General features: G+C 65.1%; 13 protein-coding genes. 5 read left to right on the top strand and 8 right to left on the bottom strand.

Annotation, left to right across the window (positions count from 1 at the left end; genetic code table 11):
* Positions 1-25: 25 nt before the first annotated feature.
* Entirely contained in the window at positions 26-427 is a 402-nt protein-coding gene (locus EYF70_RS12275) for a c-type cytochrome (RefSeq protein WP_229420828.1), read from the bottom strand.
* A 132-nt stretch (positions 428-559) separates the two neighbouring features.
* On the opposite strand from EYF70_RS12275, the gene EYF70_RS12270 reads away from it, so the two are divergent.
* The 3 genes from EYF70_RS12270 to EYF70_RS12260 all read left to right on the top strand — a co-directional run bounded on the left by EYF70_RS12270 (position 560) and on the right by EYF70_RS12260 (position 4,305).
* Positions 560-1,426, top strand: coding sequence for a c-type cytochrome (locus EYF70_RS12270; protein WP_131145660.1), 867 nt, complete (start codon positions 560-562; stop codon positions 1,424-1,426).
* Positions 1,427-1,428: 2 nt separating this feature from the next.
* On the top strand, positions 1,429-2,517 hold the full coding sequence (locus tag EYF70_RS12265; protein WP_131145659.1) for an AI-2E family transporter: 1,089 nt from the start codon (positions 1,429-1,431) through the stop codon (positions 2,515-2,517).
* Positions 2,518-3,246: 729 nt separating this feature from the next.
* A complete protein-coding gene (locus EYF70_RS12260; protein WP_165497644.1) occupies positions 3,247-4,305 on the top strand; it encodes a S41 family peptidase in 1,059 nt (352 codons plus the stop codon).
* A 23-nt stretch (positions 4,306-4,328) separates the two neighbouring features.
* Here EYF70_RS12260 and EYF70_RS12255 read toward each other — a convergent pair whose 3' ends face one another.
* The 3 genes from EYF70_RS12255 to msbA form a co-directional block, all read right to left on the bottom strand.
* On the bottom strand, positions 4,329-4,958 hold the full coding sequence (locus EYF70_RS12255; protein ID WP_131145657.1) for a PEPxxWA-CTERM sorting domain-containing protein: 630 nt from the start codon (positions 4,956-4,958) through the stop codon (positions 4,329-4,331).
* A gap of 543 nt (positions 4,959-5,501) precedes the next feature.
* Positions 5,502-5,948 carry a hypothetical protein gene (locus EYF70_RS12250; RefSeq protein ID WP_131145656.1) on the bottom strand — a complete coding sequence of 149 codons (447 nt, stop codon included), beginning with the start codon at positions 5,946-5,948 and terminating at the stop codon, positions 5,502-5,504.
* 154 nt (positions 5,949-6,102) lie between these two features.
* The gene (gene msbA, locus EYF70_RS12245; protein WP_131145655.1) at positions 6,103-7,938 is read right to left on the bottom strand and encodes a lipid A export permease/ATP-binding protein MsbA; all 1,836 of its coding nucleotides are present in this window, start codon (positions 7,936-7,938) and stop codon (positions 6,103-6,105) included.
* Positions 7,939-8,298: 360 nt separating this feature from the next.
* Here msbA and EYF70_RS12240 point away from each other — a divergent pair, with 360 nt between their 5' ends.
* Both EYF70_RS12240 and EYF70_RS12235 read left to right on the top strand, forming a co-directional pair.
* The gene (locus EYF70_RS12240) at positions 8,299-9,363 is read left to right on the top strand and encodes a choice-of-anchor J family PEP-CTERM protein (protein ID WP_131145654.1); all 1,065 of its coding nucleotides are present in this window, start codon (positions 8,299-8,301) and stop codon (positions 9,361-9,363) included.
* On the top strand, positions 9,350-10,783 hold the full coding sequence (locus EYF70_RS12235; protein ID WP_131145653.1) for a PA domain-containing protein: 1,434 nt from the start codon (positions 9,350-9,352) through the stop codon (positions 10,781-10,783). The genes EYF70_RS12240 and EYF70_RS12235 overlap by 14 nt, the downstream gene beginning before the upstream one ends.
* A gap of 292 nt (positions 10,784-11,075) precedes the next feature.
* Here EYF70_RS12235 and EYF70_RS12230 read toward each other — a convergent pair whose 3' ends face one another.
* The 4 genes from EYF70_RS12230 to EYF70_RS12215 form a co-directional block, all read right to left on the bottom strand.
* Positions 11,076-11,474: a hypothetical protein gene (locus EYF70_RS12230; RefSeq protein WP_131145652.1), complete on the bottom strand. Its 399-nt coding sequence runs from the start codon at positions 11,472-11,474 to the stop codon at positions 11,076-11,078.
* Positions 11,475-11,577: 103 nt separating this feature from the next.
* The gene (locus tag EYF70_RS12225; protein WP_131149058.1) at positions 11,578-12,567 is read right to left on the bottom strand and encodes a 2-hydroxyacid dehydrogenase; all 990 of its coding nucleotides are present in this window, start codon (positions 12,565-12,567) and stop codon (positions 11,578-11,580) included.
* A gap of 198 nt (positions 12,568-12,765) precedes the next feature.
* Positions 12,766-14,514 carry an EAL domain-containing protein gene (locus EYF70_RS12220; protein WP_131145651.1) on the bottom strand — a complete coding sequence of 583 codons (1,749 nt, stop codon included), beginning with the start codon at positions 14,512-14,514 and terminating at the stop codon, positions 12,766-12,768.
* 233 nt (positions 14,515-14,747) lie between these two features.
* The gene (locus tag EYF70_RS12215; RefSeq protein WP_131149057.1) at positions 14,748-15,287 is read right to left on the bottom strand and encodes a response regulator transcription factor; all 540 of its coding nucleotides are present in this window, start codon (positions 15,285-15,287) and stop codon (positions 14,748-14,750) included.
* Between the last annotated feature and the right edge of the window lie 36 nt (positions 15,288-15,323).

Genomic DNA, 15,323 nt, shown 5'->3' with positions numbered 1-15,323 from the left:
ATGCCGGTGCACTCATGCGACGCCCTCATTGCAGCGTGTAGAGGTAGGCCGCCATGTGGCGCGCATCCTCGGGCGACACGCCCAGGTTCGGCATCAGCGTACCCGGCTTCACGCCGGGCGGATCGACGATCCACCGCACCAGCGGCTCGGGCTGGTTCGGCAGGCGCCCGGCCACGTAGCTCTGGCGGCCGAAGGTGTCCAGCGGCGGGCCGGCCGTGCTGCGCGCCGCCTCGACACCGGGTATCGAATGGCAGGCGCCGCACTGGAACTGCATCAGCAGCTGCTTGCCACGCGCCACGTCGCCGCCGGGCACGCGCTGCACGGGCGGCTTGTCGTCGCCGCAACCGGCCAGCAAGCCGGCCAGCGCGACCGCCAGCGCGACGGCGGGCAGGACGGTGGTGATGGGCCGGCTGGGTGTTTCGCGCACGTACTGTTCCTGCAGAAAACGGGGGAATCCATATAATAAAGCAAACACATCTTTGACTTTATTCAACGGTGCGCACCCACCGGGACACTTTTTCCCGCACCTTTTTATTGGACTTACTCCTGTTACCCATCGATGGCATCCAACCGACTCCGCCTGATCGTCAAGACCGCGCTGGCCACCACCGTGGCGCTGGGCGCGGCCGCCGCGCTGGGCGGCTGGATCGTGCTGGAGAGCGGCTGGTACAACGTGGCGGCCACGCAGCAGCACTTCCAGCCCATGCACACGCTGCTGGAAAAGGGCATGCGCGAATCGGTGCGTTTCCACTCCCGCAACGTGGCCACGCCGCCCCTGGCGGACGGTGCCCGCGTCGTCCGCGGCGCGCACCTGTATCACCAGCATTGCGTGCAGTGCCATGGCGCGCCCGGTGTCGCCCAGAGCCCGGTCGGCAAGAGCATGCAGCCGGTACCCGGGCCGCTGGTCGATGCGGCGCGGCGCTGGCAGCCGCGCGAGCTGTACTGGATCACGCGGCACGGCATCCGCATGGCCGGCATGCCGGCCTGGGAATTCCACCTGCGCGACGAGGAACTGTGGGACCTGGTGGCCTTCCTCCGCCAATTCCCGTTCCAGACGCGCGACAGCTACCGCGCATTGGTCGACAATGCCGCCGTGCCTGCCCCGGCCTCCGTCAGCGGCGCCGCCTCCGACCCCGTGCCCGCCTATCCCGATGTGGAGCGCGGCCGAATGGCCCTTACCCAGTATGCCTGCCAGGCGTGCCACTCGATCCCCGGCGTGACCGGCCCGGACACGTTCGTCGGCCCGCCGCTGGCCGGGCTGTCACAGCGCAAGTACGTGGCCGGCGTGCTGCCCAACACCGCCGACAACCTGGCGCGCTGGATCCGCGTGCCGCATGAAATCGACCCGCAGACCACCATGCCCACGCTCGGCGTGACCGCGCGCGATGCCCGCGACATGGCGGCCTATCTACTCAGCGAGGACTAGACATGGAGCGCCACGAGGAACCCGATACCGGCAAGCCCGCGGAGCACCGCTTCACGCGCCGCGTCGCGCTCGTCAACGGCATCACGCTGATGGCGGTCCTGGTGCTGGCCGCCATCTGGTTCGCCTACGACGCGCTGCTGCTGGTCTTCGCCTGCATCCTGTTCGCGATCCTGTTGTACGAACTGGCCGGCATCGTGCACCGGCGCCTGCACCTGGGACGCAATGCCGCGCTGGCGCTGGTCGTCCTTGCGCTACTGCTGATCTTCGGCATCGGCGGCTGGCTGATGGCGCCGCAGATCGGCGAACAGGCCGACCGGCTGGGCGCCGCCGTGCCCGAGGCGCTGCAGCGCTTCCGCGCCGCGATGGAACAACATCCGCTGTTGAAGCGCCTGATGGCCAGCGTGCCCTCGCCCGAACAGATGCAGAAGCAGCTCGCGCAGCTGGTGCCCAACGCGGGCCTGTTCTTCTCCGGCCTGCTGGGCGCGGCCGGCAATGCCGTCATCATCCTGTTCGTGGGGATCTACTTTGCGGCCCAGCCGCACATCTACCTGAACGGGCTGGTCACGCTGGTCCCGCCGCGCAAGCGCCAGCGGGCCCGCGAGGTGCTCGATGAACTGGGCCGCACGCTGTCGCGCTGGCTGCTGGGCAAGGCCGCCTCGATGCTGCTGGTGACGATCCTGTCGGCCACCGGCCTGGCGCTGCTGGACGTGCCGCTGGCGCTGATCCTGGGGCTCATCGCCGGCCTGCTCGACTTCATCCCCTACCTGGGGCCGCTGATGGCGGGCGTGCCGGCCATGCTGATCGCCTTCTCCGACAGCCCCCAGCAGGCGCTGTACGTGGTGCTGCTGTTCGGCGCGATCCAGCTGGCGGAGGGCTACCTGCTGTCGCCGCTCATCGAAAAGCGCACCGTGTCGCTGCCACCGGCGCTGACGATCGTCATGCAGCTGCTGTTCGGCGCCCTGTTCGGCATGGCCGGCGTGGCGCTGGCCACGCCGCTGACCGCCGTGCTGGCGGTGCTGGTGACGATGCTGTACGTGCAGGATGTGCTGAAGGATCCGGTGCGGACGCCGTCGGAGCGGCATGATGATTGATGGCGTGGACAGGACCGGTGTCGAGCCTTTGTATGCGTCGCCCACCTTCGGACTGGGCGGCTCCCGCCTGCGGGGCAGCGCTAATCGGGATCATCGCGGGCTGAACCGATCATTGCAATGGCACCAATGAACCTTCTGGCGATCGCGCGGACGTCATTCGCGGTGTCCATAACGCCTGAGTATCCTTCGAGGACCACCGAGTCAGTTCCGCCGTCCAGATTCCTGGTCAGCCATTTCGGTTAGCGAACGCCGTGCCATCATTGGGTCACCCATTTCAATCAATCTGGCTTCACTGCCCGCCTCTTTCCCGCCTAACCCGGCCATTCGCGCCTGCAAGCTGGGAAAATTCGCATTGTCCTCTAGCTGGCAACCGACTGATCGCAGGCAGTGCACGTTTCGGCGCATCAGCCTGGAGTGCCGTCCGGCTATTGGCTAAGATGAAAGTTTTCATCCACCACACTGGCATTACGTGTTCAACTCTCGCTTTGATTCTCTCCCGGCTTCGCCGCTCGATAGTTGCAACGATCCTGCCCTTGCTCCCGTTCCGCCAGCACTACGGGTGATTGGAAGAGAGAAGACAGCAACAAGGAATTCGCATGCGCAGCCAGCAGAGCGAACCACTCGATGCTGCTTGCCGCGAGCGCATCGCACGCATTTTTCCGCACAATTTGGTACTCGAACCGGGAGACAGGTATGTCAGGCTGCAAAAGGTTGGTCGCTGGCGTTGTATTGGGCGCTCTGTTGTCGTCTTCCGCCCTTGCGGCGGAAGACACCGTGCTGAGCGCTTCGGATCGCGCCGTGATCGTGCGGACACTGGCAGCGAAATTGAACGCGAATTACATCGAGCCCGCAGTGGCCGACAGGGTAAGCCGCGCAATCGCCAGGAAAAATGCCGAAGGGGGTTATGGGTCCACAGCCAGCGCCCAGGCGTTCAGCGAAGCGCTGGCGAAAGACCTGCGCGACTTGAGCGGCGACCTGCATTTCGGTGCCAGGGTGGACGAACGTTTCCGTGAGCGCGGCACCGACGCGGACGTGCCCAGCCGTGCCGAGATGGACGAAGCGCGTGCGCAGACTTTGCAAGGCGGTTATGAGATCCAGAAGGTTGAACGCCTTCCCGGCAACGTGGGATACATCGAGCTGCGCGGCTTCGGCGCCCCTGAGTTCGTCGGCCCGGCGTACACGGCAGCGATGTCGCTCATGATGGGAACCGATGCACTGATCCTCGATCTGCGCCGTAATGGCGGCGGGTTCGCAGCCAGCGTGGCGTATCTGATGAGCCATTTCTTTCCACCTGGCGACGTACGTCATCTGAACGACATGTATTACCGCCCTGAAAACGCGACAACGCAGTTCTGGACGGTTCGGTCGGTCGCGCCGCGTTATGACAAGCCTGTGTATGTATTGACCTCGGCGCGCACGGGGTCCGCCGGGGAAGAATGCGCCTATGACTTCCAGACGCAGCAACGCGGGACGCTGGTTGGCGAAACGACCGCCGGTGCCGCGAATCCCCCGTGCCCGTTCAGCGTCGGGCACGGAATCGTGGTCGGGATCCCGGCCGGGAGGTCCATCAACCCCATCACCAAGACCAGCTGGGAAGGGGTCGGGGTAAAACCCGACATCGCCGTGCCCGCGGCGCAGGCGCTCCAAGCGGCGCATGTCGCCATCTTGCGCAACCTCGTTTCCTCTGCAAAGGACGACAAGGAACGCACGAAACTGCAGGGTGTCCTCGCGATGGTGGAGAAAGGCGAAACCGAGACGCCGGTCTATACGCTGAGGGGGAAGCGTTAGCCGGCGCCGCTATCGCATGCCTGTCAGGCGGAACCGGCAGCCAGGCGCCGCCGGCGAACCGCACCACCAATGATGCCAAGGCCGGCAATCAGCGTGGCCCAGGAGGCGGGTTCAGGAACTGTGGAAACGACGACATTGTCGATCGCGAATTCCGGAAATTCCTCGCTCCCTGTGATCGTCAACGACGAAATGTCGACGAAATTTTCAACAATAAAGGTTGAAAATGTTTCAGCTGGCCCGGCGTCCACGAAAATCGTGGTCGTGAAGATGCCATCAGCTCCCGTCGCCGTCAACGTCAGCGCTAACGGCTTATCGTTGCCAGTAAAAGTCTTGGCAACATCCAGCGATGTCAACGAGAACACGCCATTGCTGGCGAGATCGATGGTGACACTGCTCTCGTTGAAAGAATAAAAGGCAGTCGTGCCATTCGAAGCGCACGCCGGATTACACTGGCCCAGATGATCGGCAGGATCATCGATAATATAAAATCCGAATACACTGATTGGCGAGTAAGTTATCCTGAACCCATCCTCGACAAAGCTGTACGGCGAGTAACCGTAACCGCCGGCCTGAGCCTCGAAGTCAATTGTCTCCGCCATCGCGGACGTCGCGAGAATGGTGGCTGCCATAGCCAGCAAAACTTTTCGAATCATTGTTCATCCCATCTGAAATGACCGGCGACGCTCACGCCAATTCGATGTCCAGGCGCAAAGCATCCACCGTGAATACGGTTCGGGGTCTTGAATGCTTGGAAAATCAACGACTGCTGCAATGACGCGCTCTCGCACGCCGGCGGGATTGGCAGTGGCTGGGATTACGCCATTGCTTGGCTTTCGAGAATGATAATAGTTATGTTTTTCCGAAAGGGTCAAGGCTTTTCGGACAGATTTCCGTCGCGCTGGGAATAAAGTTTGCTCGCACCGCGAAGCGAGACAGGCACCATCGCGTGCGCAGGCGAGGGACACAGCAGCAGATCCCGCGCGGACCACCCCAAGCTTCAACCCCCGGCCCCTCTTGACGGCGCTAGTTCCCTGAAAAGGCAGACCGATTTCGGAAGGTCTTCGTCCAGCTAACGCCGCCAAGAAATTGTGAGAACACTTCCGGATCGTTAGCCAGAGATCGTTATTAAAATCTTCCGATTACTACTACTCGCAGATGTCGCCCCTCGAAGTCGTTCGCATGGCCTGCCAGCAGCGTCAATCTGCGAGACATCTCCATCGTCCCTCTCCTCGCATTCGAAGAGCCTCGGCAACTTTATGGCCTGACACAATTTTTAAGTTATTTTGGATGGCTGATGCAAACGATTGCTTGTGTGACCACTCGACCATAACCATCACGACCACACCCGATTTGAGAACAAATTGCCATTGCGTTTCTATTTGACTGGCAAAGTCATCGAATGAACGCACGTAAAAAACCTCACAAATGTCACTCCATTCCACTTTGGCCCTACCTCCGATCCCCAAATAGCAAAAGCCATTCGAATCAAAGTCGAGCGACATGTAATTGACTGGTTCGCGCAAATCTAAATATAGGAGCAAGGTGACGAATGCGAGAAAGGCCATCCACAATGTAGACTCAACAGCGGGGAAGATCTTTCCAGCGACAAACACTGCGAGCGTTAGTCCGCCGATCAGAAACATCCGATAGGGCTCTCTGATTTTTCGGAATCGACTCAACATAATTAAGTTGGAAAAGTTTTAGGCAAAGATTTGCGACTGTCTGCTTCTGGCCGAAGCTGCCGATCGAGTGCCCCGTAATTGATGTGGAAACTACAACGGCCCTAGCCCAAGAAACCTAGTGCGCCAGCTGCTTCTGCGTCTGGTACAACCGCGCATAGAAGCCGCCCTGCGCCAGCAGCGCCTCGTGCGTGCCCATCTCGGCAACCGCCCCACCGTTCATGACGACGATCCGGTCGGCGTTCTCGATGGTCGACAGCCGGTGCGCGATGACGACCGTGGTGCGGCCTTCCATCAGCCGTTCCAGCGCGGCCTGCACCTGGCGTTCCGATTCGGTGTCGAGCGCGCTGGTGGCTTCGTCCAGGATCAGGATCGGCGCGTCCTTGTACAGTGCGCGGGCGATGGCCAGGCGCTGGCGCTGGCCGCCGGACAGGCGCAGGCCGTTCTCGCCGACCTGGGTGGCGTAGCCCTGCGGCTGGCGCACGATGAATTCATGGGCATACGCCGCCTTGGCCGCGGCCTCGATGCGTGCCGGGTCCGGTGCCGGGTCGCCGTAGGCGATGTTGGCGGCCAGCGTGTCGTTGAACAGCACCACGTCCTGGCTGACCAGCGCGATCTGCGCGCGCAGGTCGGCCAGCCGGTAGTCGCGCAGGTCCACCCCATCGAGCATGATGCGCCCGCCGCTCACATCGTAGAAGCGCGGCAGCAGGCTGGCCAGCGTGGTCTTGCCGCTGCCGGAACCGCCCACCAGCGCGACGGTCTCGCCGGCCGGGATATCGAGCGACACATCGGCCAGGGCCGGCGCCGTATCGGCATCGACGCCGCCGTAGTGGAAGCTGACCGAGGCCAGTTCGATGTGCCCGGCAACGCGCGCCACGCCGTGGGTGCCGTCGTCCATCTCGATGGGCGAGTCGATCACGCCGAACACGGACTTCGCCGCGGCCAGCCCGCGCTGCAGCGGTTCGTTGATCTTGGTGAGGTTCTTGATCGGCGACTGCATGGCCAGCAGCGCCGCCATGAACGTGACGAAATCGCCCGCCGACAGCGCATTGGCCTGCGCGCGCAGCATGGCGAAATAAATGACGGACGACAGCGTGGCGCCGATCATCAGCATGATGATCCCCGAGTTCATGGCGGCGGTGGCGGCGTGCTTCACGGCCAGCTGGCGATTCAGCTTCACCACCTCGTCGAAGCGGCGCTGCTCGTACTGCTGGCCGCCGAAGATCTTGACCACCTTCTGGCCGCCGATGCTTTCGTCCAGCACCCGGGTCAGCTCGCCCATCGCGTGCTGCGAACTCTCGGACAGGCGGCGCATGCGCTTGCCGGCGAACGTCACCACGGCCGCCACGAGCGGCAGCAGCGTCAGGCAGAACACCGCCAGCTGCCAGTCGTACACGAACATCGTGACCAGGTAGCCGATGGTGGCCACGGAATCGCGCACCGCCACGTTGATCACGTTCAGGCCCGCCTGCGACACCTGGTTCGCATCGAAGGTCACCCGCGACAGCGTGGTCCCCGTCGACGACTGGTCGAAATAGCCGTTCGGCAGGCGCAGGATGCGGGCGAACATCTGTTCGCGCAGGTCGGCCTGGACCCGGTTGCTGAGCCATGCGGCGCCGTAGTCGCCGCCGAAGCTGCTCACCATGCGCAGGCAGGCCAGCGCCATGATGATGGCCGGTATCGTCCACAGCGCAGCCTCGCCGGGAGTCACCGGCATCAGCCGGTCGATCCAGCCCCGCACCTCGGCAAGCACGCCGCCGGCGGCCATCGCGCCGTGCATCGTGCCCTGGGTGGCATTCTGCGCGCCGAGCGCGTCGACCACGTTCTGCAATTGGCCGATCAGCAGCACGTCGGTCAGCGAGGCGACACCCACCGCGAGCACGGTAGCAACGAGGGCACCGGAATACGGCGTGAATTGCCGCAGCAGGCGTAAATACAGTTGGCGGTTCGACACGTGACGGCTGGCAGAGGATAAAGGCAGCATTGTAACCGCGATCGATGCCCGGATGAAATTCGGCAAGTCCGCCCGCCGCAGCGACATTATTTACGTTCTCGCACGATGCATGGCAATAGCAACAAGTCAAGCGCGCGCTGCATCCCCCATCCGTGGAATGCCGGACACGGCTGGAACCCGCATGAATCCTGGGCTTGCACATATGCAAGTCAGCGTCCGTTGCAAATAACATACGAATCAAAAAAACATCTCAAATTGTAAGCATCTGTATAAAAACTCGTCAGTTCCTCGTCTTATACTCGAATTGCAATTTGCAAAACATTTTGCATCCTCTTCCACAAAGTCAATGAAAGTGAATCAATGAAAACCTTCCTCACTCTCTTTGCATCAGCGGCGCTGACACTATCGGCAGCCGCGCATGCGGAAACGCCCACGTCTCTGACCGAAGGGTTCGACGATGTCGACTCGTTGAGCGGCTGGGTGCTGGACGCCGGTACGACCGGCTGGTTCCAGGGCAATGAGCTGCTCGGTTCCCAGGCTGGCGCCGCCGGTTCGCATATCGGCGCCAATTTCAACAGCGCCGATCTCGAGACCGACCTTATCGACAGCTGGCTGATCTCGCCGGAGTTCTCGTTCGCGGGCGGCACGCGCCTGACGTTCTACACCCGCGACAGCGCAGAGGAAGGCTACAGCGATACGCTGGACGTGCTGTTCAGCGCAGGCAGCGGCACCGCCACCTCGGGCTTCACCACGTCGCTGTTCTCGATCACCGGCGAAGCCTATCCGGACGGCTGGACCCGCTACACCTATGATTTCACCGGCACCGGCACGGGCCGCATCGGCTTCCACTACACGGGCGACTATGAAACGGCCAGCTATATCGGCATCGACAGCGTGGCGATCGCCGCCGTGCCGGAACCGTCGACGTGGATGATGCTGGGCCTGGGCCTGGGCGCGGTCGGCTTCGCCGCGCGCCGCAGCCGCCGCGCCGCCGCCGGTGCCGGCCTGGCGCTGGCCGCGCTGGGCATGTCGCAGGGCGCCATGGCGCACGACACTGTGCAAGCGAACGCGCAAGTCAATGCGCAAGCAAATGCGAAAGACAAGGGCATGGTCATCGTGCGCGATGCCGAGACTGGCGAACTGCGCGCCCCTACCCCGGAAGAGTACCGGGCGCTGGTTCCCACCGCGGCGGCTGCGCACGAGCGCAAGACCGCACGCGGCATCGTGCAGGAACCGCAGGTGCAGGTGACGAAGAACGGCACCCGCAAGGTCAACGTGGCCGACCGGGCCATGTATTCCGTCCTCACCCGCAATGCCGATGGCACGCTCACCGAAACTTGCGTGACCGGCGAAGCCGCCGCCAATGCACTGGTCAACAACACGCGCACCGCGCAAGCCAAGGAACAACGCTATGAAGCGCAATAATCGCACGCAAGTGAAGCACGTCGCCGCCGCTGTCGCCCTGGCTTTCGGAACGCTCGGTGCCGCGCAGGCCGCCCAGATCGTCATCGTCAATGCCAATGGCCCCGGCGTGGGCTTCAACGACCCGGCACCGGCGCAACCGGTCGGCGGCAATGCCGGCACCACGCTGGGCGAACAGCGCCTGATCGCGTTTACGTACGCGGCCAACCTGTGGGGCGCCAAGCTGGAAAGCACCGTGCCGATCCGCATCGAGGCCAGCTTCGAGCCGCTGAACTGCACGGCCAACAGCGCCACGCTGGGCTCGGCAGGCACCCAGGAAATCTTCGACGTCTTCCCCAACACGCCGATCCCGAACACGTGGTTCCCGGGCGCGCTGGCCAACAAACTGTCCGGCGAAGACCAGAGCCCCACGGTGCCCGACATCCGCGCCCGCTTCAACTCGCGCCTGGGCCTGGCGGAGGACTGCCTGCCCGGCACGCCGTTCTACCTGGGCCTGGATGGCAACAAGGGCTCGGGCACCGACTTCGTCGCGGTGCTGCTGCATGAAATGGGCCACGGCCTGGGCTTCCAGAGCTTCACCGACGAGGAGACCGGCCAGTACTACTTCGGCACGCCGGCGGTGTGGGACCACTTCATGACGGATAACCGCACCAACCGCAAGTGGACCGAACTCACCCCGGCGGAACGCGTGGCCAACGCCATCAGCGGCGACGGCATGTCGTGGGATGGCCCGAACGTGAACGCCGCCGTGCCGAACGTGCTGGGCCCGCGCGGCGTGGTCACGATCGGCGGCCCGGCGGCCGGTGCGGCAGCCGGCGAGAAGCCGTTCGGCGAAGCCAGCTTCGGCCCGCGCATCACCGATGCCAACCTCAGCGGACAGATCATGCCGGTCGTGGAAGACCGCGCCACCAACACCGGCCTGGCCTGCGAACCGCTGACCGGCGCCAACGCCAAGGCCGTGAAGGGCAATATCGCCCTGGTCGACCGCGGCACGTGCACCTTCGTGGTCAAGGCCGCCAACGTGCAGGCTGCCGGCGCGACGGCGATGATCGTGGCCGACAACGCACCGGGCGACCCGGCAGGCATGAGCGGCAGCGATCCGGCCGTCACCATCCCGGCCGTGCGCATCTCGCAGGCCGACGGCCTGGCCCTGAAGGCGGCACTGGCGAAACGCGGCCGCACCGCGTCGGGCGTCACCGTCCTGCTGGGCTCGGATCCGACCCAGCTGGCCGGTACCGACAAGCAGAAGCGCATCCTGATGTTCACGCCGACCACGTTCCAGCCGGGTTCCTCGGTGTCGCACTACACCACGGCCGCTTCGCCGAACCAGCTGATGGAGCCGTCGATCAACGGCGACCTGACGCATGAGCTGGAGCCGCCGAAGGACCTGTCGCTGCCGCTGCTGAAGGATATCGGCTGGTAAGCACCCGACGGTAGTCTTCCGCAAGGATCAGAAAGGCCGGGCATTGCCCTAATGCCGTTCAGTTAAACGCCGCCGGCGCATCGAAAGCGCATGCATTCACCCCAACAGCGAAGGGCTGGGGTCAGACCCGCCGGGTCTGACCCCGGAACTTGCACTTGGGGTGGGCTTATCTGAACAGCATTACGGGCATTGCCCGGCCTTTTTCTTTACTCCTGCTATTTTCTCCTGCTATTTTCTCCTGCTGTTTGCCCCTGCTGTTTGCCCATGCTCGCCCGGCAGACACACAGCGCCGCTACTCCGGTTGCGGCAGCCTCGCCAGCGCCTGCCGCAGCACGCCATGGGCGATCGCCACCTCGGGCGCATCGTGCAACAGGGCCTGGTAGCGCTTGCGGAAGTCGTCGTCGATCGCCGGGCGCGGACCGACCAGGCCTTCGAAGGCCGTGCGGTACTGGGCCGCCTCGCCCGCCTCGATGGCTTCCTCGTCGTCGAGCCGTTCGTCCAGTTCCGCCATCAGGCCGGACAGCTTCAGCAGCCAGGCAAAATGGGGGTGGTTGGTCACCAGCTGCAGGTGCTCCAGCACGCCGCCAACGGCGCCGAAGTACTGGGTCTCGACGTCCAGCAATGCCTTGTGCACGCCGCGCGCGCCGCGTGCCAGGCTGCGCAGGTCGATGCGCAGCGCTTGATCGGTCATGGTTCATCCTCCTGGTGTGGTGAGGGGGCCATCATAGCCGGTCGGTACGGACGCTGCAGGATACCTGGCCCGGCAATGGCAAGGCCGCGCGGCAGCCGCAGCGTCAGCCCGCCGGCAGCAGGTTCGCGCACGGCGCTCCCGCCTGCCAGCAAGCCAGGTTGCCGTAGGTGATCGCGGCGATCTCGCGCAGCGCCTCGATCGTGAAGAAGCCCTGGTGCCCCGTGACCAGCACATTCGGGAACGAGGTCAGGCGTCCAAACACGTCGTCGGCGATGATCTCCGAAGAATGGTCGCGGAAGAACAGTGCGCTTTCCTGCTCGTAGACGTCGATCGCCAGCGCACCGAGACGGTGCGACTTCAGCGCCTCGATCACGGCGGCCGTGTCGACCAGCGCGCCGCGCGACGTGTTGACCAGCATGGCGCCCTCCTTCATCCGGCCCAGCGTGGCGTGGCCGATCAGGTGGCGCGTGGCCTCGGTCAGCGGGCAATGCAGCGACACGATGTCCGATTGCGCCAGCAGGTCGTCCAGCGGAACCATGCTGCCCAGTTCCTCGAACGCGGCGGACGGAAACGGATCGTGGCCCAGCACCCGGCAGCCGAAGCCGCGCAGGATGCGCGCCGTCGCCAGGCCGATCTTGCCGGTGCCGACGATGCCGGCCGTCTTGCCGTGCAGCGTGAAGCCGAGCAGGCCGTCCAGCGCGAAATTGCCTTCGCGGACCCGGTTGAAGGCCCGGTGCGTGTGGCGGTTCAGCGTGAGGATCATCGCCAGCGCATGTTCCGCCACCGCTTCCGGCGAATAGGCGGGCACCCGCGCGGCAAACATGCCCAGGCGCGCCAGCGCCGCCAGGTCCACGTTGTTGAAGCCGGCGCAGCGCAGCAGGATCGCGCGCACGCCCAGCGCGTGCAGGCGCTCCAGCACGGCGGCGTCGAGGATGTCGTTGACGAACACGCACACGGCATCGCACCCCTGGGCCAGCACGGCGGTGCCGGTATCGAGCGCGGTATCGAGATAGTCGATCGCCACGGCGGCGGGGCGCGCTTCTTCGAAGAAGCGGCGGTCGTATGGCTGGGCACTGAACATCGCCAGCCGGATGGTGTGCGGATCGGTCATCGCTCGAAGCTCTCGCGGGGATGCGGCAGCGCCGCGGAAGCCCCAGTATGGCATCAGTCCCGGCGCCTCGCGCGTGTTATGACCTCAACTCCCATGCCGCCAACTCCCATGCCGGTAACTAACAGGCCGGCAACTAGCAGGCCGGCAACTCCATGCCGGCTGCATCCACCCCGCGGGATTTCACCTGCCGGCGTACCACTGCGCGAACTGCGCCGGTTCCAGCGCCCGCGCATACAGCCAGCCCTGGGCTTCGTCGCAGCCGGCCGCGCGCACCAGCGCGGCCGCCCCTGCCGTCTCGACACCCTCGGCCACCACCCGGTAGCCCAGGTCGTGCGACAGCGACGCCATGGCGCCGACCAGGGCGCGCTTGCGCTCGTCGCCTTCGATGCCGCGCACGAAGCCCTGGTCGATCTTCACCACATGGGCAGGAATGCTCTGCAGGTAGGACAGGCTGCTGTAGCCGGTGCCGAAGTCGTCGATGGCGATGCGCACGCCCACCGCATGCAGCGCGGCGAGCGTGCTTTCCGCCGCCGCCTGGTTGCCCATCGCCGCGCTTTCCGTGATCTCCAGTTCCAGCCGCTCCGGCGCCACGCCATGGGTGCGCAGCTGCGCGGCGATCATCTGCGCGAAATCGGCTTCCAGCAGGTTCGGCGCCGCAACGTTGACGGACAGCGTCAGCGGCATGCCGGCATCGTGCCAGGAGCGCAGCTGGCGCAGCGCCGCGTCGACCACCCAGGCGGTGGCCGGCCGGGCCATCGAGGTCTGCTCGACGATCGGCATGAATTCGCCTGGGGAGACGGCGCCCAGCACCGGGTGGTTCCAGCGCAGCAGCGCTTCTGCGCCCAGGCAGGCGCCGGTGGCGAGGTCGATGCGCGGCTGGTAGACCAGGCGCAGCTGGTCGCCCGCCTCGATCGCATTGCCGAACTCGGTCAGCAGCGTGAAGCGGCGCTGGTAGGCGGCATCCTGGGAGGACGAGTACACGGCCACCTGCACACCGGTGGCATACGCGTCATGCACGGCGCCCTGCGCGGTACGCAGCACGTCCAGCGCATCCGTGCCGCCCACGGCGAACGGCGCGATGCCCACCGCGGGCGTGGTCACGAAGCGCGACGTCGACCAGGCGCCGCGGCCCTGCAGCCAGCGCTCCAGCCGCACGCGGCATTCGTCGAGCGACAGTTCGGGCGCCACCACCACGATGAACTGCGTGGCTGCGACATGGTACATCTTGCCGGCGGCGCCGAACTCGGCACGGAAGGAGCGCACCGCCTCGGTCACCAGCCCGTCGACATAGGACGGCCCCATCACACGCCCCGCGTTGGCCAGCTGCTCCGGGTTCGCCAAGTGCACCAGCATGGCAAGCCGCGCCTCCCCCGCCGGACGGTCCCTGTCCAGGTCGCCCATGTCATCGAGGTACTGGTTCCGGTTCGGCAAGCCGCTGATCGGGTCGATCCGGCCCATCGCGTGCTGCAGCTCGATCTGCGCCATCACCATCGCCGCCAGGTCCGACAGCGCATCGCGCTCCGCCTCCGTGATCTGGCGCGGCGCCGTGCCCAGCACGCACATGGCGCCCAACGCATGGCCGTCGCGCGTGGTCAGCGGCGCGCCCGCATAGAAGCGCACGCCGCTGCGGGCCAGCGGGCTGTCGCAGAAATGCGGGTCCTCGAGCAGGTCGGGGATGACCAGGAAGCCGTCCGTCTCGGCCACGGTGGCGCACGGCGCCTTCTCGCGCGGGATCGACCAGTGCTCGACGCCCACCCGCGACTTGAACCACTGGCGGTCGCTGTCGGTCAGCGACACGGCGGCAATCGGCAGGCCGAACATCCGCGCGGCCATGCGCGTGATACGGTCGAATGCTTCGGAGGGAGGCGTATCGAGGAGGTCGAGTTTGCGCAGCGCATCCAGGCGCGCCGCTTCGGTGTGGCAAGTCATATCGGCAAGTCAGCATCGTGCGCCGGGGGGCGCGTGGTGAAATGGCGATGCGTGGCTTGGGCACCGGGGAAGCCTGCGCAGGCATGGATCAAGTTGGCGCAAAGCAACTAACATTGTACAGGCTTTCGGGCACGCGTGCGGGAAGCCGCAAGCGTGCGGCAACGGCGACCGGCCGGAACCCCTTTCGATGTTGCGCGAATACGTCGGCGCCCTGCCCCGGCTTCAACCCGGAATTACTTGACGCGCTGCTTCTCCAGCTTGCGTGCGAGCGTGCGCCGGTGCATGCCCAGGCGGCGCGCGGCCTCGGAAATATTGAACTCGGTCTCCGCCAGCACCGCATGGATGTGCTCCCACTCCAGCGTTTTGACCGACGTGGCGCGCCCCGTCAGCTCCACCTCCGCGCTGCCGGCCACGTGCGCGAAAGCGGCTTCGATATCGTCCGTATTGGACGGCTTGGCCAGGTACTGCGCAGCGCCCAGCTTGACCGCCTCGACGGCCGTATTGATGCTGGCATAGCCGGTCAGCACCACGATCAGCATGTCCGGGTCGTGCTGGTGCAGCATCTGCACGCAGGCCAGGCCGGACGAGTTGCCCTTCAGCTTCAGGTCCACCACGGCATAGCCGGGCGCGTGATCGGCCAGCAGCGCGGCGGCTTCGTCCACGTTCGCGGCATGCAGCACGTGGTAGCCGCGCCGCTCGAACGAGCGGCCCAGCGTACGGGCAAAGGCTTCGTCGTCCTCGACGATCAGCAGGCAGCGTTGTTCTTCGGTCATGGCGATGGAATCAGTGGAATGCACGGGCGGCTTCAG

Origin of the sequence: Pseudoduganella albidiflava (assembly GCF_004322755.1) — a bacterium.
Lineage (GTDB): Bacteria > Pseudomonadota > Gammaproteobacteria > Burkholderiales > Burkholderiaceae_D > Rugamonas > Rugamonas albidiflava.
Note: the sequence above shows the minus strand (reverse complement) of the source record. Positions and strands in the feature narration are given on the sequence as shown.

What these genes read in the sequence shown, in the direction of transcription:
- EYF70_RS12270 (WP_131145660.1), top strand. Translation starts at nt 560, where the DNA reads ATGGCATCCAACCGACTCCGCCTGATCGTCAAGACCGCGCTGGCCACC.
- EYF70_RS12265 (WP_131145659.1), top strand. Translation starts at nt 1,429, where the DNA reads ATGGAGCGCCACGAGGAACCCGATACCGGCAAGCCCGCGGAGCACCGC.
- EYF70_RS12235 (WP_131145653.1), top strand. Translation starts at nt 9,350, where the DNA reads ATGAAGCGCAATAATCGCACGCAAGTGAAGCACGTCGCCGCCGCTGTC.
- EYF70_RS12215 (WP_131149057.1), bottom strand. Translation starts at nt 15,287, where the DNA reads ATGACCGAAGAACAACGCTGCCTGCTGATCGTCGAGGACGACGAAGCC.
- EYF70_RS12250 (WP_131145656.1), bottom strand. Translation starts at nt 5,948, where the DNA reads ATGTTTCTGATCGGCGGACTAACGCTCGCAGTGTTTGTCGCTGGAAAG.
- EYF70_RS12230 (WP_131145652.1), bottom strand. Translation starts at nt 11,474, where the DNA reads ATGACCGATCAAGCGCTGCGCATCGACCTGCGCAGCCTGGCACGCGGC.
- EYF70_RS12255 (WP_131145657.1), bottom strand. Translation starts at nt 4,958, where the DNA reads ATGATTCGAAAAGTTTTGCTGGCTATGGCAGCCACCATTCTCGCGACG.
- EYF70_RS12220 (WP_131145651.1), bottom strand. Translation starts at nt 14,514, where the DNA reads ATGACTTGCCACACCGAAGCGGCGCGCCTGGATGCGCTGCGCAAACTC.
- EYF70_RS12240 (WP_131145654.1), top strand. Translation starts at nt 8,299, where the DNA reads ATGAAAACCTTCCTCACTCTCTTTGCATCAGCGGCGCTGACACTATCG.